This is a genomic window from Helicobacter sp. 10-6591, from assembly GCF_003288805.1.
GTDB lineage: Bacteria > Campylobacterota > Campylobacteria > Campylobacterales > Helicobacteraceae > Helicobacter_F.
The window spans coordinates 92,697-118,543 of record NZ_NHYK01000003.1 but is presented as its reverse complement, the minus strand read 5'-3'; the positions used below and the strand labels follow the sequence as shown (position 1 = coordinate 118,543).

Genomic DNA, 25,847 nt, shown 5'->3' with positions numbered 1-25,847 from the left:
CTTGAGTTTGTACTAGAGAGACTCTGCAATAATAAAATGCGGTCTTCTCTTACTCTGTTCGTAGCTGCGTCCTATGTATTCGCCAATGATACCTAGCGCACTTAAGTTTAATCCTCCAAAAACCACTTTGATGGAATCTATGCAATTGGGATTGTTTGATCTGTATAAAGCTATGTTAGGCGGTGAGGGTTGAAAAGTAGTTTGTAGGCTTTTTAATATTTGTTATAGTCTTGATATTTCGTGTTTGTATGAATAACTACGAGTTTTGGAGTGTGTTGGTTGATAACTTATAAGTCTTGGTGGAGAATAGCGGGATCGAACCGCTGACCTCCTGCGTGCAAAGCAGGCGCTCTCCCAGCTGAGCTAATTCCCCTTATATTTTTGAATTTTCTAAAGAACAGTTCCTTGCATAGAATTATTTTAAGATAGCCTAGTTACTAATACCAGTTAGCAAGCGAAATATTTAATGAAATATCTGGGATATATAAACATATACATCATTTAGAATCTCTATAGACCCAATATATTAATCTATACTTTTCATAAATACTTATGCAAATCTCATCTTGGAACTGTATACCAAGGAAGCTTGCTCTATACCCTGTACTTGTTCCTTACATGAGCTTAGAACTTACTATCTGTATCTACCAGTAGCATATTCTTACTACCTACACAAAAGTTTTCTGTAATACCAAACAACAAGAATCAAAAAGAACAATCATGGTGGGCTTAGGAGGACTTGAACCTCCGACCTCACCCTTATCAGGGGTGCGCTCTAACCACCTGAGCTATAAGCCCCTATTCTAACACCTCTTAAAAATTTTTGAACTTTGGTGATCTCTAAAAACTAAGCAAGAACAAAGAAGATGAAGCCTGTTACATCTGTTTGGATAAAACGAATCAGCCAAACATATCTCTAGAAAGGAGGTGATCCAACCGCAGGTTCACCTACGGTTACCTTGTTACGACTTCACCCCAGTCGCTGCATCTGCCGTGGGCGGTAGCCAATTTAGCATTCCGACTTAAGGCAAATACAACTCCCATGGTGTGACGGGCGGTGAGTACAAGACCCGGGAACGTATTCACCGCAACATTGCTGATTTGCGATTACTAGCGATTCCAGCTTCATGTAGTCGAGTTGCAGACTACAATCCGAACTGAGAGATGTTTTAGAGATTGGCTCCAGCTCACACTATTGCATCTCTTTGTGCACCCCATTGTAGCACGTGTGTAGCCCTAGGCGTAAGGGCCATGATGACTTGACGTCGTCCTCACCTTCCTCCTCCTTACGAAGGCAGTCTCCTTAGAGTGCTCAGCCGAACTGCTAGCAACTAAGGACGAGGGTTGCGCTCGTTGCGGGACTTAACCCAACATCTCACGACACGAGCTGACGACAGCCGTGCAGCACCTGTTTTCAAGCTCTGGCAAGCCAGCACTCCGCTATCTCTAGCAGATTCTATCAATGTCAAGCCTAGGTAAGGTTCTTCGCGTATCTTCGAATTAAACCACATGCTCCACCGCTTGTGCGGGTCCCCGTCTATTCCTTTGAGTTTTAATCTTGCGACCGTACTCCCCAGGCGGAATGCTTAATGCGTTAGCTGCATTACTGCAGAGACAAGCTCCACAACAACTAGCATTCATCGTTTAGGGCGTGGACTACCAGGGTATCTAATCCTGTTTGCTCCCCACGCTTTCGTGCATGAGCGTCAGTAATGTTCCAGTAGGTCGCCTTCGCAATGAGTATTCCTCTTGATATCTACGGATTTTACCCCTACACCAAGAATTCCACCTACCTCTCCCACACTCTAGACTAATAGTTTCAAATGCAGTTCTATGGTTAAGCCATAGGATTTCACATCTGACTTATTAATCCGCCTGCGCACTCTTTACGCCCAGTGATTCCGAGTAACGCTTGCACCCTCCGTATTACCGCGGCTGCTGGCACGGAGTTAGCCGGTGCTTATTCGTGAGATACCGTCATTATCTTCTCTCACAAAAGGAGTTTACAATCCGAAAACCTTCATCCTCCACGCGGCGTTGCTGCTTCAGGGTTTCCCCCATTGAGCAATATTCCCTACTGCTGCCTCCCGTAGGAGTCTGGACCGTGTCTCAGTTCCAGTGTGTCCGATCACCCTCTCAGGCCGGATACCCGTCATAGCCTTGGTGAGCCATTACCTCACCAACAAGCTGATAGGACATAGACCAATCCTTTAGCGAAAAACTTTCCCCCGTAGGGAGTATCCAGTATTAATCACCGTTTCCAGTGGCTATCCTAGACTAAAGGGTATGTTATCTATGCATTACTCACCCGTGCGCCACTAATCCACTTCTAGCAAGCTAGAAGCTTCATCGTTCGACTTGCATGTATTAGGCACGCCGCCAGCGTTCACTCTGAGCCAGGATCAAACTCTCCGTAAAAATACAGAATCTCTCATCAAACCATGCTATTACAAACAGATGATTTGAAATTATCTGTAAAGAATTGGTCAAAATAACTAATAACCAAATTCTTGAAAAAGTTAAAAAAGAAGTTTCAGTTAGTCAACTCAAATTCTTTTGAACTTTTTAGATCTATGGATTATTTGTCCTAATCTCTTAAAGTTATCACTCTTGTCACTTTGTGCAATAAAGCTCAAAGTTAGATTGAGAAATAGTATTTAAGAAAAAAGATTTGATAAAGTTACATAACACAACTTCATCTCTTTGTTTCTTGCTTAGATTTCAAAGATCATTACCCAAAATCTCTCTCAAGGTTTTACGCTTAAAAGTTATTCAAGTAAAAGAACACCAAAAATTATTGAGGTCTGTCTTATCCTGAAACAAAAATGTCTTGAAGTAATCTCAACATTAAGTTTTCGAGAGTTTTTCAACAAAACACCATTTTTTATACACAGAATATACACAAGACAAGATTTCAGATCTATTCAAAATAAAAAAATCTTGGTTTGTATTGGCGTATTTTACTGGTTAAGGCTACAGCATAAAAAAGCTATTTTAAATCAAAAATATCTTTTTTTAAAGTTTCTTGAAAACTTCTGCTGGAAAAACTTAAAGACTCAATTAAGAATCCAAGAATCTCGAAAAATCAATGATATGTGAGAAAAAACACTTTAGGAAATAAGGAACGCCAAAAACATTGGGAAGCGCAATATTACGAGCATAATGCTTAAAATTGGTTTAAGGGAGAGAGGGTTATTCGACGGTGACAGATTTTGCAAGATTCCTTGGCATATCCACATCATTACCAAGCTTAATAGAGATCTCTAAAGCTAAAAGTTGCAATACTACCATCATTGCATAAAATTCCTCCATATAGTGCGTACTCTTAGGAATATATACCATATCATCAACACCTTCTATTTCTTCGCTACAAATCGCACAAATTGTGGTGTCTCGCACACTTAACTCTTCGACATTGCTCCTGACTTTATCAAACAACATATGTTTTGGGAGAAGTGCTAAACAGAACAATCCAGAATCTGCAAGCGCTATCGGCCCGTGTTTCATCTCTCCACTAGGATAACCCTCCGCATGCAAATAACTGATCTCTTTTAATTTGAGTGCGCCTTCTAATGCTAGTGGATAAAACACATCGCGTCCTATAAAGAAGAACCCATGTCCATGTAAATATCGCCTTGAAAGCCTTTTTATCCTATCATGAAGCTTAGAATCTATTTTCGTTTTTTTGCCCGCCTCTAGCATCGTCTTAGCATAAGATTTGATCATATCTTTTGTGATTGCACCACGCAAATACCCGATATATACACTCAAAATCCATAACACCATAACTTGCGTAGCAAAAGCCTTTGTGCTCGCTACACCTTTTTCAATCCCAGCCCGAGTAAGCACACTCTTATGAGATTCTCTAACGATAGAGCTATTATCAACATTACAGATTGCAAGTGTTTTAAGTCCATGGGCTTTAGCAAGCTTCAAAGCCTCTAGTGTATCAGCAGTTTCACCACTCTGAGACACACAGACAAAAAGTTCATTTTCTCTCATTACAGGCTTTGCATAGCGAAATTCACTTGCAAACACCACATTGCATTTAATCTTTGCTTCACGCTCTAATAAATACTTTGCACTTAATCCTGCATGATAGCTCGTCCCACATGCACAAATACTTATCTCTTGGATATTTTCAAAAAACTCAGGTCCAACCTCCTCAAATCCTATAAAATCATCATTAACTCTGCCCATCATAGTTTCTAGCAACACCTTGTGCTGCTCATAAATCTCTTTTTCCATAAAAAAACGGTAGCCATCTTTTTGTGCATAAGACTTGTTTGTATGCAATGGCTGGATATTTTTAAGATTATCAAAATTATCTAGACTACTGTAACCAATTTCATTATCCTCCAAGTAGCACACCTTATCAACAAGTCCAATTAGCGGTGCGTCAGAACTTGCAAAATAAATTCCTGGATTTTGGGCATTGCCTTTTCCTATAATGAGGGGAGAGCCTTTTTTGGCATAAAACACAGAATCTGGAGAAGCCTTTGTAATAAGTAATATTGCGTATGCTCCATTCAAAGCATTGATACTTTCTTTGAAAGCTTCCAAAGGATGAGAATGTATCTTCAAATTTTCTTCAAATAAATGGACAATGATTTCTGTATCTGTTTGACTTATAAATTGGTGTCCCCGGGATTCTAAATTTTGTCTAATTTGTGCATAGTTTTCTATAATCCCATTATGCACCACACTACTAAATTCTGCAAAATGCGGGTGTGCATTAGTCTCAGTCGGCTTGCCATGTGTAGCCCATCTAGTATGCCCTATCCCTATACCAAAACCACTTGAACTAAATTCAGCACATTTATTCTCTAGATTTACAATTTTCCCCACTGCCTTAAAATTAAATATTTTATCGTTAGCTAAGATCGCCATTCCAGCACTATCATATCCTCTGTATTCAAGCTCTTTAAGTCCACTAAGAATAATTTGTTTTTTTTCACTTTCCCCTATGTAGCCGATAATTCCACACATTCAAATACTCCAAAAATGCACAAAGCACTAGAATTCCAAAGCAAACTTTTGACAATCTTACAATATAATCTAAACTTTTTCACTTAAAAGCCGAAACTGCTTGGAGCTTAATCAAGTGAATACACAAACAGAACTTAGTTATTTTTTGGAGGCCATTTGCAACTCTTTCGATATATAAAATTTATGTTTCTTTGGATTGTCGTTCTCAACAGTTCCTATTCTGCAGCTATGGATTCCGTGAATTACAATAATACAAATTCTTCTCATGAAACAATATTTTTCTTAAACGATTTGTATATACATAATCCAATCTATGCTCTTCCCTACTATTATACTTTTAGTGGGCTTTATGATGATAATGTTCGTGCTGAAACCAAATTCCAATTTAGTTTTAGAATCCCAGTTATAAATATCCAGCGAAGATATTTTCTTTTTTTTGCCTACACACAAACATCATTTTTTCAAAATTACAACCATGAATCAGAACCATTTAGAGACACTGACTACTCTCCAGAATTCTACCTTGCATATGAGAATCCTCTTACAAAACTCCGCCACATCCGACTAGGTGTCAAGCACACATCAAATGGCGAAAGAACAGCAAGATCGCGCACGCAAAACCAAGTCTTGCTGTCCTTAAAAATCGATAATGGTCGCAATCAACGTTTAAAGGTTGGTACTGTATTGCAATTATGGACATGGCTTAATACCCATTCTCAAGGTTTTTTACACGACAACCCTGATCTGGTTCAATACAGAGGATATGCTGATCTTATGATTTATGTAAACTACTCAAGACATCTCTTTGAGGCCAAAGTCACTCCTCTTATTCCAAACTATAACTTCAATTACAACTTTTTCAAACCAAAATTTACACTTGGCTACACCTTCCATGTGTCGCAAAATATTGGAGTCTATGTGCAATACACAAATGGGTATGGGGATAATATCTATGAATACAATATCCATTCAAATCGTCTTGGTATTGGATTTCGCTTTTGGCAAAATCCATAATTAAAGAAAACTTGCACTTCTTAAATTATTGTCATATTCAGAATTTTTCTTTTACCGATCCACATCAATAGAATCTTAAGATAACCTTATTTCTTCAGTGATTTGTATGCACAAATCCTATCTGCTTACTTCCGTGCCATTGCAGCTTTAGTCAAGTGCATGACAAAAACATTGCCACCAAAACCAAATTCCAACTTAGCTTTAGAATCCCAAGAAAAAGTATTTCTTTTGCTTTGCTTACACACAAACATCATTTTTGCAAAATTACAATGGAACAGATTCTCGTCCATTTCAGAGACATTGACTATGTTTCCAGAGCTTTACTTCCCCTACAAAACTTCATCAAAAGCGTTGCGAGAAGTCCGACTAGGACGCAAGCACACCAAATGGCGAAACAGGAGAAAGATAGCGCACGCAAGATCAAATCCTTCTGTCTTTAAGATTTGCCAAATCATGACGCTAGAATAAGAATGGGCTATACGTACAAACTTCTGCGATGGGAATCTATGCGCAATACACAAATGGGTATGGGGATAATATCTATGAATACAATATCCATTCAAATCGTCTTGGTATTGGAGTGCGTCCTACAAAATCTATAAAAATTTGCATTTTGCTATTGCAACCCTTATACCCACACAAATACCAAAAGCCAAGCTTGCTACCATAATAATGCTTGCTCCACTTGTAAGATTATAAAAATAGCTTAAAAACAAACCACTCAAACAAATAAACAAACTCAACAAAACTGATACTACCATCATGGACCCGAGCCTTTTAGTAAAACTCTCCGCTATAAAGCAAGGAATTGCCAAAAGCGCAATAACCAAAATAAGCCCAACTACTCGAATACTTAATACAATACAAAGTGCTATCATCATAACAAGCAAATAATAAAGCAGCACTACATTCACACCACGAACCTTAGCAAACTCATAGTCAAAGCTCAAAGCTTCAAATTGTCTATAAAAAATAAGCACAAGCAATACAAATACACAATCACACACAAACAAAAGAATCAAATCATCATCTGAGGTCGCCAAGATATTCCCAAACAAATAACCCATAACATCATTTTTGTACCCAGGACTTAAATCCAAAAACAATAACCCCAATGCCATACCAAATGCCCAAATCACACTAATAATATTTTCGCTTCTATGTGGATAGCGATGAGTTAAAAAAGCAACAATCAATGCTAAAAGCAAAGTAAAAATACTTGTACTAAAAACCAATGGCAACGCAAAATAAAATCCTATACCAATCCCACCAAATGCACCATGTGTAATACCCCCAGCCAAAGACAACAATCTATTTATCATTGCTAAAACACCTATGATTCCACATGCAACACTAGTCAATAACGCACACAATAAAGCGTTTTGAAAAAAATGGAATTCTAAAATCTCAAACATGAATGACCTTTGAATTTATGCGAGATGCTGAACAGATAATGTTTTGTTGATATGTGCTATTTTTGTAGCAAACTTAGAGGTTGATAAAAGATCATGGCTCACAAGAACGATAGCAATCCCTTGGGAATGCAAATTTTTAAGCAAGACTAAAATATTCTCTGTAGCCTTAGAATCTAAGCTTGCTGTAGGCTCATCTAAAACAAGCAATTTACACTTGCCCAAAAGCGCCCTGGCAACAAACACCCGTTGCCTTTGTCCTATGCTTAAGTCATTTATTCTATGGTTCCAAAACTCTCCCATCCCTACACTTTTCAGCGCTTCGTGTGCCTCACACTTATCTTGATTGCTATAAAAACCAAAACATTTCCTGTCTATTTTACCCATAAGAGTGGCTTCTAAAACACGCAATGGAAAATTTGGGTTTGCTTGAGTACTTTGGGGTACATAGCCAATTTCTGATATTTTGATATTGCGCTCTATCGTGCCTATTTTATAGGGTTGTAAGCCCAAAAGTAATCGCAAAAATGTAGATTTTCCACTGCCATTTGGACCGATTACCAACAAAAAATCCTCTGTATGACACGCGATATTAATATTTTTTAACACAAGCTCCTTATCAAAAGCAAAATCAAGATTTGAGAATCTAAAAAGCTGCATTTCTATTTCAATGCGTTATGTAAAACTTGCGCTGTTTTTAGTAGCTCCGCCTCCCAATCAGCACTAAGATGATTGATAGATACCACATCTGCCCCACATTCACTTGCTATATTACGTGCGATGGTGTCTGGAAAACCTTCTTGTACAAACACGATTTTTATGTTTTCTTTCTTGGCTCTTTTGATTAATTCTTGTAAATCACGTGGTTTTGGCTCTTTACCTTCAATTTCAATTGGAATCTGCACGAGATTATAGGCCTTAGCAAAATAATTCCACGACGGGTGATAGACTATAAATTTGTTACTTCTTAAACCACTCAAAAGATCTTTCATCTTCATATGCAAACCGTCAATTTCTTCCAAAAAATTTTCAAGATTCTTTTCATAAAGGATTTTATTTTGTGGATACTTTTTACTGAGTGCTTTTGCAATAAGGTGTGCTTGTTTTTTGACTAACAATGGATCAAGCCAAGTGTGGGGATCTGGATCGCGCAAATTCTTTGGATTGAGCGCGATAACATTGAAATTGCCTTTTCTCTTGAGCTGTCTGATGATTTTCCTCTCAAACTCTAGCCCACTTGCAAAATACAAATCGCTCTTTTCTACCTCTATTAGATCTTGTGGTTTTAGTTCTAAATGGTGCTCGTCGCTATTTTGTGGCACAAGAACATTGATTGTCAAACTATCCCCCGCAATTTTTGACACAAAATACCCAACAGGAGGAATACTCACACTAACTTTATAAGATTCTCCAGCGAATAAAACACTACAAAGTATCAAAAAAAACAAACAAACAGCATTGCAAAATCTTTCCACTTATCACCCCAAGAACATGAATTATTATGCACGCAATGATGCCTCAATATAGCTTAATTTTTTGCTACTATTTTTCCAAAAATTATGAGAATATTGATGAATCCCAAGACCCAAACCAAACCAAAGATAGCATTTGTTACAGCTGGTGGGACGATATTAGGAATAGCTGAAAATAGTGTAAGCGCTAAATACAAAGCAGGTATTCTGGATAATGATTCTTTATTGATACAAATTCCTGAAATACACCAATTAGCAGAAATCATCAATTTAGAATTTGCAAAAATCGATAGTGCGGATATGGATAATCCAACGCTTCTCAAACTTGCATTCTTTCTCCAAGAGCTGCTTGAAGACCCAAGCATACAAGGTATTGTTATCACTCATGGCACAGATTCTCTAGAGGAAAGTGCGTATTTTCTCTCCCTTATTTTACAATCCTCCAAACCGGTGATATTTACAGCAAGTATGCGTCCTAGCAATGTACTTAGTTATGATGGCAGCCGGTCTCTTTATAATGCATTTTTGCTTGCAAGCCGGCTGCTCAAACAATTACATAAAACAGAAAACAATGTATTTGTGGTTATCGGGGACTTTATCTACCATGCCCACCAAATACGTAAAACCCATACACTCAGTACAGCAGCATTTGAGGACACCAAACCATTAGGAAGCATTACAAATTCCCAAATATTTTTTCATATGCCAAAACTTAAGACAAACAAAACAGAGCTTCCTTCTATCTATCAGCTTAAAGACAAACTCCTGCCACGAGTTGAGATCCTCTATGCATACCAAAATGACTCCTGTGCCAGCTTGGCTACATTTCTTTTCGCTCAAGGTGTGCGAGGCTTTGTGATAGCAGGTCTTGGTGCGGGTAATATAAACAATAGAATCTTAAAGCAAGACGAAGTAGATTGCAATCTCTTTGGTATAAAGCCCCCAATCACACAAAAAATGCTATTGCAAGCTCTAAACAAACATGGGGCCTTCATCGTGATGAGTTCACGGGTAAATAATGCTCTCATAGCACACAGTGAGTTTCTTAATGCCTACAATCTCAATCCACAAAAAGCTAGGATTCTCTTAATGCTAGCCCTCAGCGCACAAAAATTTCAGAATCTCAAAACACTACAATCACGGCGAAAATGGATTGAGAATATATTCTCTACAGAGGGAACAAAATGCTTATAGCTCTTATTTGTGTTAGTTTGTTTGCCTTTGTATTCGTAATCTTGCTTGGATTATGTATTATGAGACTCAATACACTGCACTTGAAACTGCACACTTACACTAAAGACCTAGAATTACAGCAACAAAAAAATCTCGCGCTTAAAGAAAAATTAAAATCCCTTGAAACGGACTTCCAAAAAAGCAGAGAGCAAAATGCACGTTTAGAAGCCAATCTTGAAAGCACACAAAAACTCAATATAAATCTTGAGGAAAAATACCAACACAACCTCAGCACACTCAAAAATGAATTAGAAAAAACCTTTTATCACCAGCAAGAATCACTTTTGAAACAAAATGAAATCACCCTTAATAAGGATTCCAAAAAAATATTGGATGAAATTTTTACACCCATAAAAGCTAGCATGGAGCTTTATTCTAAAAGTCTTGGGGAAAATGAAGCAAAAATGCAAGCAAACATTACAAATATGTTCCAATCAAGCAAGCTCATGAGTGAAAATGCCGAAAAACTCACCCAGATTCTCAAGGGTGATAAGAAGATACGAGGGAACTTCGGGGAACTGCAACTTAAAAATGTCTTAGAATCCAGCGGACTCATACAAGGACAGCAATACCATCTACAAGCACATTTCAAAGACGAAGAGCAATCCTATCGCCCAGATGCCGTCGTGTATCTCAATGACAATAAAAGCATTATTATTGATGCGAAGTTTTCACTGCCAAGTGATTTTGGCTTCGAAAATATTGATTCTCATATCTGTGCACAGCTAGCACAAAATCTCAAAGTGCGCATTGATGAGCTTGCTAAAAAGCCTTATGCTCGCTTTGATGCGCATACTTATAACTTTGTGTTGCTTTTTATCCCCTACCAAAACATCCTCGATCTGGCTCTAGAATCTGATAACTCCCTCTACCAATATGCTTACAACAAAAAGATCTATATCACAACCCCACACACTCTGCTTATGGCACTCAAAACCATAGATATTTCCTGGCAGCATATTGATATGGACAAAAAAGCACTCAAAACTTTTGAGATGGCAGGAAAACTCTATGACAAATTTGCCGCAGTCATGCAAGATTTCGAAACAATCAACAACAGAACACAAGGCCTCCAAAAAAGTATCGATACTTTGGGGACAAAACTAAGTGGTAAGGGCGGGCTACAAAGTCAAATAGAGCGGCTCAAAGAACTAGGGGCAAAAACGACAAAAAGCTTACCTGGTTATGATTCTTAAAAAACTATTTACACATTGCTTTTCTCTAAGAAAATCCAATATTTCACGCGTTAGCATGCTTTGAGAACGTAAATTCTCTAGAGAATCCAAAGCTAGTAAAGAATTAGCCTTGTGTACATATTCCTCTTGGCTAAAGCTTACAAGTGAGCAATCTTGCAGAATTTCCTTTATATGATCCAGATTACTTGCCTTGTGTGGATGTATTTGTAAAAATTCCTCTAAAATCCTTGTGTGTGTATTTACAAGATTCTCTATCCTTTGCATCCGCTCCTTGAAACTCTCTTGACTTAGCACAAGTGCTATCCCGCCTTTAGCGACGTATTCTATACGGCTCTCTCCTTGCTCAAGCGGAAAACTATCAAGCCACAAATCAATCACATGCCCATACACCACACTATCTACATATCCCTCAAAATAGAATCGCTCTAGCAATGACTCTAATTGATTGGAGCATGACTCATGACCCATCTCATCATAAAATGCCTCTTTAATGCGCTCACGCACAGAATTTTTATTGCCACCACCACAGGCCAGATACACACATTCTGGATTTTGTTGCATTATACGTACAATTGCTTGCATATATTCTTTAGAATCAAGCTTAACAAGTCTGCCTATGGTACCCAAACATTTTTTAGAATATTTTGTTTTTAGCACCTTAATTGCATGCAAATCATTAGTATGTAGCACAGGGTTATAGAATCTCATATCCATCTTGATTGGTATCCCGCTAAACTCAAAACCTTCGTGCCATACCTTTGTTGAAGCATTGCAAATATGCGTAGCACGTATTGAGATATTAGGGATGTCATACACGAAATTCCCATGAGAATAATAAATCTGCTTATCGCAAGCCTTAATACTCAGCAAAAAATCGCTTATTCCATAGCCATTATTTGGACTAAATAAAGCCACTATGTTGTCATTTTGCATCTCTTTTAGAAGCAAAAGCGCCTTTGTAAGATGCGAATTATAAAAACCCTTTGTATTTTCTTGCAATGCATATTGGCAGACCTCTACACCAAGAGATTCTAGCTCTCTTACAAGTTTTTCTTCATCAGGGCTTTTTTCTAGTAATCCCATGTTATAAATTTTCAGCCTAAAACGTTTGCAAAACTCCTCATCGGTCAACAAGTTTTTAAAAAGCGAATATTCCACTTTAAAAGGTGAGTTTTCTACGATTCTGTCTTTGAGAATCCCTATGGTATGAAGTTTAGATGGTGTATGTTCCTTTGTATGTGGAGTTAAAAACTCTTGCATATATGGCCTAAACTGCGCATATACCTTTGATGCGACCTTGTCTATCTCCTCACAAAACATCCTCCATTGATCTTGTGTATGAAAGCTATTCCCGCATATGTGATAGATAAAAAACTGCACATACAACGCCTCATCAAGCAAGCTCTGTGCGCTATCAAAATTTTTGCTATTGAGATTCTCCTGCACACGCGATAAAATCCCATAAAAAATATCACGCCACACTGGATAGAGAGCAAGCCATTTTGTATGGTTAAAATACCCCTCTACATTCCAAAAACAATGCAATTGCCAATTAAATACACTTCTGCGACGAAATTTGGAAAATTCTAGGATTTGTGGAAGAAATCTCTGCATACAGCCAAGAAAAAACTCAAAATCCACACCAAGCTTCACAAAATACTCAACAATAAAGCTCGCTATATTCTCGCTATGCACCACGCTCATATCAAGTTGGCATACTTTGCTGATAAAAAATTCCATACCTTGCTCTGCGCCAAAAGCAAACATTTTACAAACACTACAGATTTGTATAAAAAAAATATTTTCAATCTCATTGCTACTTGTCCCAAACAGCAAAGCTTCTAGATTCTCTAAAAATACTTCAAAACGAGAATCTAAAGGCGGAGCAGCAAAGCGCAGAAGTGGAAAAACCAGCATATAATCGACTTCACAAATATGACCACTCAAAAATATATGTTCTAAATGGTTTGCAAACTGCATACAAATATGATGTGCTTGCTGCTTGTGCGCTTGGCAAAACCGCTGCAAATCAGAGAGGGGGATTTCTGCTAAAAGCAATACTGCTTTATCAAGAGCGTATTTGTTTGGGATCTGTGCCAGAAGTTTTTCAATCAGCGAAATCTGCATTTTCAAACCCGGAGTTTATCACCCACATGTAGCCACTTTCTTGATTGTGTGCATAGGTTTGTATATCAGCCTGCAAATAGTTGTGGCTTTCGTAAATATTTACAACCTTTCCCACTGCAATATTCGCAATAAAAATACCATCAAGCCCATTGGTATACACCTCATCGCCTATTTTTATATCCACCCACTTGGGAATGTAATTGACATTGGCATATTGGTTGTTTTTAGTCTTGCTTGTGCCATCTAAAATCCCAAGTGCTTTATTTGCTCCAATAAAAACACCATAGCTACACTCTGGTGCACCATTAAAAAACCCTTGCAATCTGCCATTTCTATAACGCGCTATGCCAAGCGCTATACCATTTCTTACAAGTCCATAAAGTTTAGACTCTTTAAGGTTTTGCTGTGTTTGTGTATCTAAAGATAGCCATACCCTATCATATTCACCCATCCTAACATACGAAGTCATGTAAGAAAGATAGATTTGGGGAGTACTTGGAAAATTCTGGGTTGCGAGGATTGCATTTAATTCTGCGTTGCTGTTTTGCAATGCAATATTTTGCAGAACAACCCTATCATAATCAGTAACCTTATGTTTGAGAGTTTCTATCATTTTGGCTTGCTCGAAATGTCTTTCATACCAATCGCTAATACCTTGTGTATTCACAATAAAAAAGATTCTTACCCTATCTCCAAGAGCAAGAATCTTGTTTTCAAAACCCTTGCTTAACTCCATGCTTACAATAACGATTACAAAAAATAAAACCCAAAAAATAAGCATTTTATAACGCATAAAAACTCTGGATTCTAATCAATAGTCAATTCTTCTAAAAGTTTTGGGTCTTCCATAGCTTTACCGGTACCCTTAGCTACGCATAGCAAAGGTTCTTCAGCCACATACACTGGTAAACGAACGATATCAGAGAGATACTTATCAAGCCCACGTATAAGTGCACCTCCACCTGTTAGAACGATTCCATTCTCAATAATATCACCTGAAAGATCTGGTGGAAGTGCTTCCAAAACACTCTTTAAGGCATTAGCAATCTCTTTGAGCTGATCTTTCATAGCTTCTCTTGCATCCTCACTTGTGAGCTCAACTGTGTTTAGCAAACCACTTACATTATCGCGCCCTCGGACTTGGATTGTTGGCGGATTCTCTAGCATTGAGGCTGATCCTATTTGGAATTTGATCTCCTCCGCTGTGCGTTCCCCTATCAGCAAGTTATATTTCTTACGCACATATTCCATAATCGCGACATCAAATTTGTCTCCTGCAACCTTGATACTTTTGCTAATCACAAGCCCACCATAAGACACAACACCTATCTCAGTTGTTCCACCACCAATATCAATGACAAGATTCCCTTTCGCCTCCTCCGTCTGCAGTCCCGCACCGATAGCTGCTGCCATAGGTTCTTCTATCAAATACACCTCTCTGGCTCCTGCGCTTAAAACAGATTCTTTGACTGCCTTCTTTTCCACACCTGTAAGACCGTAAGGCACACATACCATTATTCTAGGACGAATGAGAGTTTTGCGTTTATGTGCTTCCTCAATAAAATAACGTATCATTTTTTCGGTCATATCAAAATCTGCAATTACTCCATCTCTCATTGGGCGAACTGCACGGATTCTATCAGGAGTCTTACCTTCCATATCCTTAGCTTCGCGTCCTACCGCCAGAATCCTCCCATAGCTGCGTTTGTTGTACTCTACTGCAACTACTGATGGCTCATTTATGACAATCCCTTCATTTTTGACAAGCACGATTGTGTTTGCTGTGCCCAAATCAATAGCAATATCTTTTGAAAAAATGCCAATTATTTTATCCATTAGCATTACAAACTCCTTAAACAAATTTGATTTTTAAACTACACACCTCGCTAAAATCGATATATAAACCCTATGAGGTAAGTGTTTTTTTCTTGCTTACCTTTTTAACAACAAGTGGTTTGTGCATTCCATCTATACAATTTTTTGTAATTGTTATCTCACAATCTTTCAGCTCAGGCAAATCATACATCAAATCGCTAATACTCTCTTCGATAATTGAGCGCAAACCTCTTGCACCAATCTTTCGGGCAACAGCAAGCTCTGCAATCTTTTCTATAGCATCTTTATCAAAATTCAATCGCGCCCCATCCATCAAAAAAAGTTTTTGATATTGCTTAATAAGAGCATTTTTTGGCTTTGTGAGAATCGCAACCATTGCATCTTTGTCTATTGGGTCTAATGTTGTAATCACATGCAATCTCCCAATAAGCTCAGGAATAAGCCCATAACTTACCAAATCTTCAGATTCAACCAAATGCAACAAATAATTCTCATCGCTCTTGCTATGTTTCTTTCCATGGAATCCAAGGACATTACCACCCACTCGTCTTTTGATAATTTCCCCCAGACCATCAAATGCTCCACCACAAATAAAAAGAATATGGCTTGTGTCAAGCTGGATGAATTCTTGGTTTGGATGCTTTCTGCCACCTTTTGGTGGGATATTCACCACACTTCCTTCTATGATTTTTAAAAGCGCTTGCTGCACACCTTCACCACTTACATCACGCGTTATAGAGCGATTCTCTGAAAGACGCGAGATTTTATCAATCTCATCGATAAATACAATTCCTCTTTGTGCGCGCTCAACATCCCCATCAGCCGCTTGATAAAGACGAGTGAGGATATTTTCAACATCCTCACCTACATAACCAGCTTCTGTAAGGCTTGTAGCATCAGAGATTGCAATAGGCACATCCAGAAATCTCGCTAAAGTCTGTGCCATAAGCGTCTTCCCACTACCTGTGGGGCCAATAAGCAAGATATTAGACTTTGAAATTTCTACACTACGCAAATCACCTAATATCGATTCTTGATCTTTAGCCTGTGATTCTAAATTGATACGTTTATAGTGGTTATACACCGCAACGCAAAATATTTTTTTTGCCTTATCCTGCCCTATGACATATTCATCAAGTTTCGCATTAAGCTCTTTAGGAGTTGGGATATTCAATGGCTTTTCTGTCGTTTGCTCATCCTCAATATAGGGCTTATAATTATTGAAAATACTCTCTCCGCTTTTTATGCAATTTCTACAAATATAAACATTATGTCCTGTTTTATTGCCAGTAAGAATAGGATTGTTAGGCGTCTCAGGACTTCCACAAAAACTACAATATTTAATCATTGTCTTTTTCCTTATGCTTAATAGCTATACCTCTAGTGTTTGAAAGGATAAATTCACAAACATAGCGATGGGATTCTGAAATATTTGGAGAATCCAACTCTTTTTGCGCTATATCTTTCATAGGCGCACTATGAGAAAATAATCTCTTATAAAGCGCTGATATACTATCAATCTCCTCACGAGTAAAGATCTTTCGCATTCTATGCTTATTAAGTCCGATGATAAAAGCATGGTTTCCATGTGCTATGCAATATGGTGGCAAGTCCTGCGTAAGCGCAGACACACCACCTACCATGCAACCATCTCCAATTTTTACAAACTGATGCACTGCACTTAGGCCACCAAGATTCACATAATCTCCTATATGCACATGCCCACCGAGTGTAGCCACATTGGCAAATATGCAATGATTCCCAACCACACAATCATGAGCTACATGCGCATATGCCATAAATAAATTGTTATTCCCTATGCTTGTTCTACCGCCACCACCTTGTGTGCCAATATTGAGCGTAACAAACTCACGAATGATATTATCATCCCCCACAACAAGCTCTGTATCTTCACCTGCATATTTTAAATCTTGTGGTGCTACCCCAACACACGCACCATTATAGATTCTGTTATGTTTGCCAAGTTTTGTCCTGCCTGTAATAGTTACATTATTCCCTATCTCGCAATCATCACCGATTTCAACATCTGCATCAATAACACAAAAATGTCCTATCGTCACATTCTTGCCGATTTTTGCGCCACTGGCAATAAGAGCGTGCGGAGAAATTCCGTTATATACCATAAGAAACTCTCCTTATCTTAGCTTGCACCATCGGCAATCATAGCTTTTAATTCTGCTTCTGAAACAAGCTTATCATCAACAGTTGCTTGTGCTCCTAAACTCCAAATATTTCCTTTATGCTTGAGTACATGCAACTTATATACAAGCTTATCTCCAGGGAGTACAGGAATGCGAAACTTAACCTTATCTATTGTCATGAAATACACAATCTTATTCTCTGCTTCTTTGGTGTCATGACCAAACATACTTACAAACGCAAGCAACCCACCAGCTTGCGCCATTCCTTCAATCTGCATGACACCCGGATAGATAGGCTGCTTAGGAAAGTGTCCTAAAAAAACCTCCTCATTAATCGTTACATTTTTATAGGCTTCTATAGATTGATTTGGAATCAATGAAACAACCCTATCCACAAGTAACATTGGATAGCGATGTGGCAAAATCTCTCGAATCATATTGATATCCAACATGAAATTTCTCCTAAAATTTGGATCCTTAAATTTAAATTCCCTTAATTTCTGTAAAAGGGTGCATTGTAACAAAAAAAGGCTTTGTGGGATCTAAACTTCGCCCTCTAAGAGTCGGAACACACTTTCTTCTTGGAATATTGTCTCAATCTGCAAGCGCAAATTGGATTCTATTTTTTTATCTAAAACTATTATTGGGTTAATGCTAGAAATTCCACAAATGCTGATTCTTAAAGCATTTTCCATTTCATAAGATAATGGATTTTTCAAAAGTTGGGCGACATTTTCATAAGACGTCTGACACAATGTATTAAAGCCTTGTATATCTAAAAACACACTATCATCCTTGCTTGCACTTCCTATGAATACACTGCAAGACTTTTGCGTACAAATCTGAGATTCTCCAAAAGTATTTGTCCTCTTATCACCTATACCCAAAAAAGCGGCAATATGTAACGGAGAGAATACTGCACTTTTTATCCAAACTATCTTGGAAGTTTTCACATTATTCTTACTTTTAGAATCTGCAAGTACATAAATATCAAGTGGCAAATCCCTATATTTTGCAACACTTCGTAGGTTGCGCCAGGCGATAATTGTACGCTTAGACAACACATAAGGTATCTGCTCTTGTTCTAGTCTATCACGACACTTAAAGGTTTCTACCCTGTCCTCATTGCTTGCAGGTAAAAATTGCCTACCTAAATTCTCTAACAATTCAAGTGAAAGTTTTTGCTGCTTTTGTCTTTGTTTTAAAAGTGCAAACTTGCATCCGCAATAACTCTGTCTATATAACTTATCATCGCGAGCCAACTGGGCTTGCTCTTGTGTGCCACCATTGCTACGTACATCAATTTTAATAAACTCTAACCCATAATCACTAGCAATTTTATCTCCATAAACATACAAAATCTGCTGTTCTTTCATAGGACTAGAAAGCAAGGTTGTCGTAAATAATTTAATATTTCTTTGTTTTGCAAAAATGGCTGTTTTTATAAGGCGAATATCAAAGCATTTGCTACACCTCTCACCCTTTTCTGGCTCCTCCTCCAAACCTTCCACACACTTTAGCCAATGCTCTAGTTCATACTCTCCTTCAAAAAGATCGATGCCTAACATCTGACAACTTCTCTTTACATCAGCCAAGCGAACATCATATTCTGACTTTGGATGGATATTGGGATTATAAAAATACCCTACCAAATGAGAATCCTGGTATTTTTCTCGCAGTTTTTGTAAAAAATAATGGCTATCCACTGAACAACAAATATGCACTAAAATCATTTTTCACCCTTATCAGATTTGTAAGCATAATACAAAAAACATACACTCCCACCAACAAATACAGCCATCAAAAATCCTATCATTATCCAATCAAGCAAATCCATCACTTACCCTTCAGTTCCACATGAAACAATTTGTATGTTTTTCTCTCTCAACTGTCCACATGCTGCACTAATATCTAAGCCCTTAGATTCTCTAATCGTGCAAAGCAAACCCCTATGCGTAAGAAAATCTGCAAATTCCCTAGCTTTTTGTAAACTTGGCCGATGGAATCTGCTTCCACTATGTGGATTAAAAAGAATAATATTGACTTTTGAGCGGATACCTTCAAGCAAAACAAGAAGTTTTTTTGCTTCTTGCAAACTGTCATTCAAATCCTTTATCATCAGATATTCAAACATCACCTTCTTGCGCATATCCACCGGGAATCTTCTCACCTCATCTAACACTTGTGTTATGTTGTAGTTTCTGTTCATAGGTATCAAACGACTACGTAAATGATCATCAACAGCATGCAAAGATATAGCAAGCTGCACGCCAAGATTACGTTTTCCTAGCTCATAAATCTTAGGAGCGATACCGCTTGTTGATATGGTCTGCCTACGCGCAGAAATACTCAACCCATTAAGTTCACCCAAAATCTTTACTGCTTTGGCTACATTCTCTAAATTATCCAATGGCTCACCCATTCCCATATACACAATATTTACGCGTTTTTGTGGAGCAATGCCATTATGTGCTTTGATCTGCGTTACTTGCTCTACAATCTCGCCAGATTCTAAATTTCTCTGAAATCCACCCTTGGTCGTAAGACAAAATGCACAGCCTACTTTGCAGCCTACTTGGGAAGATACGCAAATGGTCCATTTTTCGCTACGAAGAATCCTTCCATCTTCATCTATTTGCTTTTCTTTCATTTGCAAAAGCACGGATTCAAAAGTGTAACCATCTTGCGTTCTAAAAAGGTATTTTTTGCTTTTGTCTCTGCTTTCTTCAACACGCACAATTTCAAGATTTTTTGCACAAAACCCTTGTTCTAGTTCATTACGCAAATCTCTAGGTAAATCTGTCATTTGCAAAAAATCCTGCGCATAATACACATATAGCCACTTATAAATTTGCTTTGCACGAAACTTAGGAGAAAAACGTTGCTCTAATTCCGCGAAAGTAAAACCAAAAATATTATGTTTGCTTTCTGATTTTTGCATATTCTCTTTAACTATTGCTCTATCCATGCAAACCTCGACTTTTTGCACGATCACAAAGCTGCATGCAAAACGCTTCGAGTTTTGCTTTTACTGATTTGTGATTGTGCAAAAACTCCTCATGAGCACTCGATGCGCAATAATTACTCACGCAAAAAATACCACAACATGGGATCTTGAAAAAATTTGCTATTTGCAGCACAGAGAAAAACTCCATGTTCTCTAAAGATATACCCTGCATAAAAAAAACCTTTGCCATTTGAGAATCTATAGTAATGTAGTTTGAACTATTCACATGTTTTGTTCCACATGAAACAATATTATTGTGTTCCTGTAAAAACCTAGCAAGAAACTTAGGGAAAGGCGCATTTGATTGTATAAAATTTTGTAAGGGCGTGTAAGAATTTCCTTGAAACAATGAATGTTCTATCTGTGTAGCTGCAAAACAAACATGCAAATCCAAAATATTAAGATCTGTATCATAAGCTCCTGCACTACCGATGAAAATAATTTCATCGACATTTTCGCGCATACATATCTTTGTAAGATTGGATGCACTCTCTATTAACCCCACACCAATTGTATGCGCAAAACTAAAACTTTCATTATTCCCTGCACACACAAACATCAACTCAGATTCTCACGCTTATATCATGTTGTTTTAAAAATGACTTTAACTCCATAATTTTGATTTCTTCATAATGGAATACGCTTGCTGCAAGCGCAGCGTCTGCTCCATTTGAAAATGCTTGTAAAAAATCCTCCATTCTACCAGCACCCCCACTCGCAATAATTGGAATCTGGACTACAGAACTTATGGTTCTAAGCACTTCCAAATCATAGCCATTCTTCATACCATCACAATCCATACTCGTAAGCAAAATTTCCCCTGCTCCACGATCATATACTTCCCTGCACCATTGGAGCAAATCTTTTTGCATATCTATGCGTCCACCATTACTAAACACACTCCATTGGCCATTTGTAAGTCTCTTATAATCAACTGCCACGACTATACACTGGGTTCCAAAACGTCTCGCACCTTCTTCTATGAGGCAAGGATTTTTTAACGCTGCACTATTGATACTGATTTTGTCACAACCTGCACAGAGCAATGCATATATATCATCAACATTATCGATTCCACCACCCACACTAAATGGTATAAAGATTTCACGTGCTACTCTCCTTACCACTTCAAGCATAATCGAACGTTTTTCATGACTTGCAGTAATATCCAAAAACACGAGCTCATCTGCACCTTCATCATTGTATCTACGCGCTACTTCTATAGGATCCCCAGCATCCTTAAGGCCTAAAAAATTTACACCCTTAACAACTCGCCCATCTTTGACATCAAGGCAGGGAATAATACGTTTTGCAAAATCCATGAAAGATAGCCTAACAATATCTCAGACCTAAGTCAAAGATATTTAGATAATTCTAAATAAGTTTTTGGCTACAATTGTAACATTTTTATAGGATTTGGTGGAGGAAACATCACTATTGTACATAAGGCGAAAAAACATCTCGGACAGAATTTCTTAAGAGATTCCATCTATCTTGAAAAGATCATACAAGCGATTCCCAATGTGCCCTGCCAACTTGTAGAGATTGGGATTGGCTTGGGTGATTTGACACAAGAATTAGCAAAAAGAGATTCTCTAGTTGCCTATGAAGTCGATGCCGACTTGTGTTCTTTATTTTGCAAAAACTTTCCACAACTCGTAGAAAGCGGTAGAGTAGAACTTATCAACAAAAATGTATTGGAATTAGAGAGTAGGGACAAGAGTGTTGTGCCACGATTTTATCCACAAACACACAAAAGCGTCTTAACACGGAATCTGCATTCTAAAAATAAAAAAAGTACAGCTAGTAATATGGGATCTTGGTTATGGGATAAGCCTTATATGCTTATATCAAACCTTCCTTACTATATCGCTACGCATATTATCACTCGTGCATTACGAGATCATATGTGCAAATACATTTTGGTAATGACACAAAAGGAAGTAGCACAAAAATTTTGCGCTCAGAGTATGCAAAGCAACTTTTGTGCATTAAGCGTACTTACGCAGGTTTTTGGTAAAGCAGATATTTTGTTTGATGTCCCAAACACAGCTTTTGAACCTGTGCCAAAAGTAACTTCAAGCGTATTTTTTATTGATAAATATCTGCCATATCCAGACTTTAGAATTTCAGAATTTGAAATGTTTTTAAAATCTGCTTTTCGCGCACCGCGTAAAAAACTTGGTAAAAATTTGGATATGTTTGAAACGCAAAAAATCTTCTCGCAACTTCAAATCCCCTCTGATGCTAGACCTCACGAAGTCAACACACAACAATATCTTGAAATTTACAAAAACAAGGAGTTAAAAAATGCAAGACAACAACAAAAACCCACAATCTCATGATATTCAAGACAACCAGCCTAATACAAAGGAGAATCAAACAACACAGACACAAGAAAATCGTTTTAAAAAATTTGCAAAAAGATTCAAATCTGAACAAAAACCACAACAAGTAGAAAGCAAAAAAAAAGAATATCCCCAAAACGATATTTCTCCAAAACATGATTCCCGCAATGCTTTTGAAAAGCGCAGATGGAGCGGTAAAAATATACACAAGAATCAACACATGCAAGATTTATACGAGAGCAAAAATGGCATACGAGAAGTGCGCGATCCGAATGAAAAAGATAATCTCGGCCTCCATCAAGATCTCAGACGTGGAGTAGAAGCAAACACAAAGATACAACAAGACAGCCTCAATGCGCACTCAAAACTCAACCTTAACACCAAAGCGAGTGTAAGAATCACTCCACTTGGTGGGCTTGGGGAAATTGGTGGCAACATCACAGTCATTGAAACACAAAATAGCGCAATTGTTATTGATGTAGGCATGAGCTTCCCTGATGAAACAATGCATGGTGTTGATATACTCATACCAGATTTTAGCTATATACACGCTATCAAAGATAAGATTGTAGGCGTTATCATCACACATGCCCACGAAGACCATATTGGTGCAGTTCCTTATTTGTATAAACAGCTCCAGTTTCCTATATACGGAACTCCATTGCCGCTTGGCATGATAGGAAGCAAATTCGATGAACACGGATTAAAAAGATACCGCTCATTTTTTAAAATCGTAGAAAAACGCAAACCAATCAAAATAGGGGAATTTGAAATCGAATGGATCAATATCACGCATTCAATCATCGATGCTTCAGCGCTTGCTATCCGTACAGAAGCTGGTGTGATTATACACACAGGTGATTTTAAAATCGATCATACGCCAATTGACAATCTTCCTACCGACTTGCACCGCTTAGCTCATTATGGAGAAGAAGGCGTAATGCTTTTGCTCAGTGATTCTACAAATTCTCACCGCATAGGCACAACCCCTAGCGAGGCAAGCGTAGGACCAACTTTTGAATCACTTTTCAAACAAGCACAAGGACGCGTGATCATGAGCACTTTTAGCTCAAATATCCACCGCGTATATCAAGCTATCCAATATGGATTGAAATTTAATAGAAAAGTAGCAGTCATTGGTCGCTCGATGGAAAAAAATCTTGAAATAGCTCTTGAACTAGGCTACATACAACTACCACAAAATATTTTCATAGAAGCACACGAAGTAGAAAAGTATCCTGATGAGGAGATTCTTATCGTAACTACTGGCTCTCAAGGAGAGACTATGAGCGCTCTTTATCGTATGGCTACAGATGAGCATCGGCATATCAAAATCAAGCCTAGCGATATGGTGATTATCTCTGCTAAGGCAATACCTGGCAATGAAGGCTCTGTCTCAACCGTACTCAATTACCTCATAAAAGCAGGCGCGCGCGTAGCCTACCAAGACTTTAGCGAAATCCATGTAAGCGGACATGCAGCCCAAGAAGAGCAAAAGCTTATGCTAAGGCTTATCAAACCAAAATTTTTCTTACCTATACATGGGGAATACAACCACATAGCTAAACACAAAGACACAGCGATAAAATGTGGAGTGTCAGAAAAAAACATCTATCTTATGGAAGATGGCGATCAGATTGAGGTTAATCCAAACTATATACGCAAGGTGCGCAGCGTAAAAAATGGCAAGATTTTTATTGATAACCAAATCAATCGCCAAATTGACATAGATATTGTGCAAGACAGGCAGACTCTTGCAAATGATGGAGTCGTATTTGTAAGTGCACAAATCACCAAAGACAAAAAGATTCTTAACAGTAGAATCTCAAGCTATGGACTTGTAGCAAACAAAGAAGATAAGGGGTTTGAAAAAGAAATGAATGAACTCTTAGAGTTTATAATCAAAAATCCCAAAAAAGAATCCGCAAATCCAAAAAATTTCGAACAAGAAATCGCGATAAGTTTCCGAAAACATATATTCAAAAAAGTCAAAAAATACCCCACCATAGAAGTTGTGGTGTATGTAATATAACGACAATCAAAAGCAAACCAAAAAATTCTAAAAAATACAAAAGGAAAAATAATGGATTTTGCGCAGATTGCCAAAGAAGTGCTAGAGAAAGAATCTCAAGCGCTTTTAGATTCTATCAATCACTTGGATTCTCAAGAGCTCAAAAACATTGTCAAAGTGATTGCGAAAGCCCAAGGAAAGCTTATAGTCATTGGTGTGGGCAAAAGTGGACATATCGCTGCAAAAATATCCGCTACACTTTCCTCTACCGGCACGCCTAGTGTATTTTTGCACCCCACAGAAGCTATGCATGGAGATTTGGGAATAATCACCCAAAAAGACGTGATTTTGGCTATCAGCTATAGTGGAGAAAGCCAAGAGTTGCTTGATGTCATGCCACATATCAAATCCTTTGGCAACACAATAATCACTATGAGTAAAAACAAAGAATCAAGCCTGTCAAAAATGGGGGATTTTTTCTTGGATATTTCGGTAAAAAGCGAGGCCTGTCCGCTGAATGCCGCTCCTACTAGCTCAACCACACTCACACTAGCATTAGGCGATGTATTGGCTGTATGCCTTATGCGCTACAGACATTTCACTCATGAAAGTTTCGCAAGATTCCACCCAGGAGGAAGCTTGGGAAAACGACTTTTTATAAAAATAAAAGATCTCATGCAGACAGAGGATCTCCCCATTATCGACCACAAAACATCATTAAAAGAAGCTATACTCATCATGACGCAAGCACGACTTGGAAATGCGCTCATTACCAAAGAAGACAGACTCATAGCTGTGCTAAGTGATGGGGATTTACGCCGCGCTCTTTTAAAGCAAGATTTTGATATAGAACAAGAAGTATTAGCCTACGCGACACAAAATCCAAAAACTTGCAAAGATCCAAATATGTTGGCTTATGACGCACTAAAATTGATTGAAAAAAACAAAATCCAAATACTTATAATCACAGACAAACAAGATTACATACAAGGTGTTATACACCTACACACGCTTATAAGCGCTGGGATAAAGTCTTAAAG

The 25,847-nt window shown here is 38.0% G+C and carries 21 protein-coding genes, 2 tRNA genes, 1 rRNA gene and 1 pseudogene; 8 read left to right on the top strand and 17 right to left on the bottom strand.

From position 1 onward, the window contains the following. Positions 1-297: 297 nt before the first annotated feature. The 4 genes from CCY97_RS01895 to glmS all read right to left on the bottom strand — a co-directional run bounded on the left by CCY97_RS01895 (position 298) and on the right by glmS (position 4,989). A tRNA-Ala gene (locus CCY97_RS01895) sits at positions 298-373 on the bottom strand. Positions 374-721: 348 nt separating this feature from the next. Continuing rightward, positions 722-798: transfer RNA gene (locus CCY97_RS01890), tRNA-Ile, on the bottom strand. Between the two features lie 122 nt (positions 799-920). Further along, positions 921-2,418: ribosomal RNA gene (locus CCY97_RS01885) — 16S ribosomal RNA — on the bottom strand. A gap of 774 nt (positions 2,419-3,192) precedes the next feature. Further along, positions 3,193-4,989 (bottom strand): glutamine--fructose-6-phosphate transaminase (isomerizing), encoded by a 1,797-nt coding sequence (glmS, locus tag CCY97_RS01880; protein ID WP_112063797.1) that lies wholly within the window; start codon positions 4,987-4,989, stop codon positions 3,193-3,195. Positions 4,990-5,145: 156 nt separating this feature from the next. On the opposite strand from glmS, the gene CCY97_RS01875 reads away from it, so the two are divergent. From CCY97_RS01875 to CCY97_RS08430, 3 genes and pseudogenes are all read left to right on the top strand, one after another. Then, the gene (locus CCY97_RS01875; protein WP_112063796.1) at positions 5,146-6,003 is read left to right on the top strand and encodes a phospholipase A; all 858 of its coding nucleotides are present in this window, start codon (positions 5,146-5,148) and stop codon (positions 6,001-6,003) included. A 159-nt stretch (positions 6,004-6,162) separates the two neighbouring features. Continuing rightward, on the top strand, positions 6,163-6,471 hold the full coding sequence (locus tag CCY97_RS08435) for a hypothetical protein (protein ID WP_258456832.1): 309 nt from the start codon (positions 6,163-6,165) through the stop codon (positions 6,469-6,471). Beyond that, positions 6,471-6,589 (top strand): annotated as a pseudogene (locus CCY97_RS08430) (phospholipase A); the annotation flags it as partial. The gene CCY97_RS08435 and the pseudogene CCY97_RS08430, both read left to right, overlap by 1 nt. Positions 6,590-6,599: 10 nt before the next feature. Here the strand turns inward: CCY97_RS08430 and CCY97_RS01860 are convergent. From CCY97_RS01860 to CCY97_RS01850, 3 genes are read right to left on the bottom strand one after another with little or no spacing between them, the layout of a single operon-like run. Then, complete coding sequence (locus tag CCY97_RS01860) at positions 6,600-7,418, bottom strand: metal ABC transporter permease (RefSeq protein WP_112063794.1); 819 nt, start codon at positions 7,416-7,418, stop codon at positions 6,600-6,602. A 15-nt stretch (positions 7,419-7,433) separates the two neighbouring features. Next, positions 7,434-8,075, bottom strand: a complete 642-nt coding sequence (locus CCY97_RS01855) for an ATP-binding cassette domain-containing protein (protein WP_112063793.1) — start codon at positions 8,073-8,075, stop codon at positions 7,434-7,436. A 2-nt stretch (positions 8,076-8,077) separates the two neighbouring features. After that, positions 8,078-8,863, bottom strand: coding sequence for a zinc ABC transporter substrate-binding protein (locus tag CCY97_RS01850; protein WP_112063804.1), 786 nt, complete (start codon positions 8,861-8,863; stop codon positions 8,078-8,080). A 123-nt stretch (positions 8,864-8,986) separates the two neighbouring features. Here CCY97_RS01850 and CCY97_RS01845 point away from each other — a divergent pair, with 123 nt between their 5' ends. Then, entirely contained in the window at positions 8,987-10,081 is a 1,095-nt protein-coding gene (locus tag CCY97_RS01845) for an asparaginase (protein ID WP_181562785.1), read from the top strand. Continuing rightward, complete coding sequence (rmuC, locus tag CCY97_RS01840) at positions 10,072-11,316, top strand: DNA recombination protein RmuC (RefSeq protein WP_112063791.1); 1,245 nt, start codon at positions 10,072-10,074, stop codon at positions 11,314-11,316. Before CCY97_RS01845 ends, rmuC begins: the two co-directional genes overlap by 10 nt. Here rmuC and CCY97_RS01835 read toward each other — a convergent pair. From CCY97_RS01835 to hisF, 10 genes are all read right to left on the bottom strand, one after another. Next, a complete protein-coding gene (locus tag CCY97_RS01835) occupies positions 11,296-13,443 on the bottom strand; it encodes a hypothetical protein (RefSeq protein ID WP_112063790.1) in 2,148 nt (715 codons plus the stop codon). The two genes, rmuC and CCY97_RS01835, sit on opposite strands and share 21 nt — an antisense overlap. Next, a complete protein-coding gene (gene mreC / locus CCY97_RS01830) occupies positions 13,424-14,236 on the bottom strand; it encodes a rod shape-determining protein MreC (RefSeq protein ID WP_112063789.1) in 813 nt (270 codons plus the stop codon). The genes CCY97_RS01835 and mreC overlap by 20 nt, the downstream gene beginning before the upstream one ends. A 14-nt stretch (positions 14,237-14,250) precedes the next feature. Then, positions 14,251-15,285 carry a rod shape-determining protein gene (locus CCY97_RS01825; RefSeq protein WP_112063788.1) on the bottom strand — a complete coding sequence of 345 codons (1,035 nt, stop codon included), beginning with the start codon at positions 15,283-15,285 and terminating at the stop codon, positions 14,251-14,253. A gap of 64 nt (positions 15,286-15,349) precedes the next feature. Continuing rightward, positions 15,350-16,627: an ATP-dependent protease ATP-binding subunit ClpX gene (gene clpX, locus CCY97_RS01820; protein WP_112063787.1), complete on the bottom strand. Its 1,278-nt coding sequence runs from the start codon at positions 16,625-16,627 to the stop codon at positions 15,350-15,352. Then, positions 16,620-17,423, bottom strand: coding sequence for an acyl-ACP--UDP-N-acetylglucosamine O-acyltransferase (gene lpxA / locus CCY97_RS01815; RefSeq protein WP_112063786.1), 804 nt, complete (start codon positions 17,421-17,423; stop codon positions 16,620-16,622). Before lpxA ends, clpX begins: the two co-directional genes overlap by 8 nt. A 17-nt stretch (positions 17,424-17,440) precedes the next feature. Next, positions 17,441-17,893, bottom strand: a complete 453-nt coding sequence (fabZ, locus tag CCY97_RS01810) for a 3-hydroxyacyl-ACP dehydratase FabZ (RefSeq protein WP_112063785.1) — start codon at positions 17,891-17,893, stop codon at positions 17,441-17,443. Positions 17,894-17,983: 90 nt separating this feature from the next. Beyond that, on the bottom strand, positions 17,984-19,174 hold the full coding sequence (locus CCY97_RS01805) for an epoxyqueuosine reductase QueH (RefSeq protein ID WP_112063784.1): 1,191 nt from the start codon (positions 19,172-19,174) through the stop codon (positions 17,984-17,986). Positions 19,175-19,281: 107 nt separating this feature from the next. Further along, positions 19,282-20,382: a 23S rRNA (adenine(2503)-C(2))-methyltransferase RlmN gene (gene rlmN, locus CCY97_RS01800; protein ID WP_112063803.1), complete on the bottom strand. Its 1,101-nt coding sequence runs from the start codon at positions 20,380-20,382 to the stop codon at positions 19,282-19,284. Between the two features lie 19 nt (positions 20,383-20,401). Continuing rightward, positions 20,402-21,007 carry a purine-nucleoside phosphorylase gene (locus CCY97_RS01795; protein ID WP_112063783.1) on the bottom strand — a complete coding sequence of 202 codons (606 nt, stop codon included), beginning with the start codon at positions 21,005-21,007 and terminating at the stop codon, positions 20,402-20,404. A gap of 4 nt (positions 21,008-21,011) precedes the next feature. Next, positions 21,012-21,770 carry an imidazole glycerol phosphate synthase subunit HisF gene (gene hisF / locus CCY97_RS01790; RefSeq protein ID WP_112063782.1) on the bottom strand — a complete coding sequence of 253 codons (759 nt, stop codon included), beginning with the start codon at positions 21,768-21,770 and terminating at the stop codon, positions 21,012-21,014. An 81-nt stretch (positions 21,771-21,851) separates the two neighbouring features. Here hisF and rsmA point away from each other — a divergent pair, with 81 nt between their 5' ends. Genes rsmA through CCY97_RS01775 form a run of 3 tightly spaced genes read left to right on the top strand, consistent with a single transcriptional unit; the run spans position 21,852 to position 25,845 of the window. Continuing rightward, positions 21,852-22,793, top strand: a complete 942-nt coding sequence (gene rsmA, locus CCY97_RS01785) for a 16S rRNA (adenine(1518)-N(6)/adenine(1519)-N(6))-dimethyltransferase RsmA (protein ID WP_112063781.1) — start codon at positions 21,852-21,854, stop codon at positions 22,791-22,793. Continuing rightward, complete coding sequence (locus CCY97_RS01780) at positions 22,759-24,828, top strand: ribonuclease J (RefSeq protein ID WP_112063780.1); 2,070 nt, start codon at positions 22,759-22,761, stop codon at positions 24,826-24,828. The genes rsmA and CCY97_RS01780 overlap by 35 nt, the downstream gene beginning before the upstream one ends. A 51-nt stretch (positions 24,829-24,879) precedes the next feature. Then, a complete protein-coding gene (locus tag CCY97_RS01775; RefSeq protein ID WP_112063779.1) occupies positions 24,880-25,845 on the top strand; it encodes a KpsF/GutQ family sugar-phosphate isomerase in 966 nt (321 codons plus the stop codon). Positions 25,846-25,847 lie beyond the last annotated feature (2 nt).

Coding starts and splice junctions, on each gene's coding strand:
- glmS (WP_112063797.1), bottom strand. CDS start 4,989: ATGTGTGGAATTATCGGCTACATAGGGGAAAGTGAAAAAAAACAAATT.
- CCY97_RS08435 (WP_258456832.1), top strand. CDS start 6,163: ATGACAAAAACATTGCCACCAAAACCAAATTCCAACTTAGCTTTAGAA.
- CCY97_RS01860 (WP_112063794.1), bottom strand. CDS start 7,418: ATGTTTGAGATTTTAGAATTCCATTTTTTTCAAAACGCTTTATTGTGT.
- CCY97_RS01855 (WP_112063793.1), bottom strand. CDS start 8,075: ATGCAGCTTTTTAGATTCTCAAATCTTGATTTTGCTTTTGATAAGGAG.
- CCY97_RS01845 (WP_181562785.1), top strand. CDS start 8,987: ATGAATCCCAAGACCCAAACCAAACCAAAGATAGCATTTGTTACAGCT.
- rmuC (WP_112063791.1), top strand. CDS start 10,072: ATGCTTATAGCTCTTATTTGTGTTAGTTTGTTTGCCTTTGTATTCGTA.
- CCY97_RS01835 (WP_112063790.1), bottom strand. CDS start 13,443: ATGCAGATTTCGCTGATTGAAAAACTTCTGGCACAGATCCCAAACAAA.
- mreC (WP_112063789.1), bottom strand. CDS start 14,236: ATGCGTTATAAAATGCTTATTTTTTGGGTTTTATTTTTTGTAATCGTT.
- CCY97_RS01825 (WP_112063788.1), bottom strand. CDS start 15,285: ATGCTAATGGATAAAATAATTGGCATTTTTTCAAAAGATATTGCTATT.
- clpX (WP_112063787.1), bottom strand. CDS start 16,627: ATGATTAAATATTGTAGTTTTTGTGGAAGTCCTGAGACGCCTAACAAT.
- lpxA (WP_112063786.1), bottom strand. CDS start 17,423: ATGGTATATAACGGAATTTCTCCGCACGCTCTTATTGCCAGTGGCGCA.
- fabZ (WP_112063785.1), bottom strand. CDS start 17,893: ATGTTGGATATCAATATGATTCGAGAGATTTTGCCACATCGCTATCCA.
- CCY97_RS01805 (WP_112063784.1), bottom strand. CDS start 19,174: ATGATTTTAGTGCATATTTGTTGTTCAGTGGATAGCCATTATTTTTTA.
- rlmN (WP_112063803.1), bottom strand. CDS start 20,382: ATGCAAAAATCAGAAAGCAAACATAATATTTTTGGTTTTACTTTCGCG.
- CCY97_RS01795 (WP_112063783.1), bottom strand. CDS start 21,007: ATGTTTGTGTGTGCAGGGAATAATGAAAGTTTTAGTTTTGCGCATACA.
- hisF (WP_112063782.1), bottom strand. CDS start 21,770: ATGGATTTTGCAAAACGTATTATTCCCTGCCTTGATGTCAAAGATGGG.
- CCY97_RS01780 (WP_112063780.1), top strand. CDS start 22,759: ATGCAAGACAACAACAAAAACCCACAATCTCATGATATTCAAGACAAC.
- CCY97_RS01775 (WP_112063779.1), top strand. CDS start 24,880: ATGGATTTTGCGCAGATTGCCAAAGAAGTGCTAGAGAAAGAATCTCAA.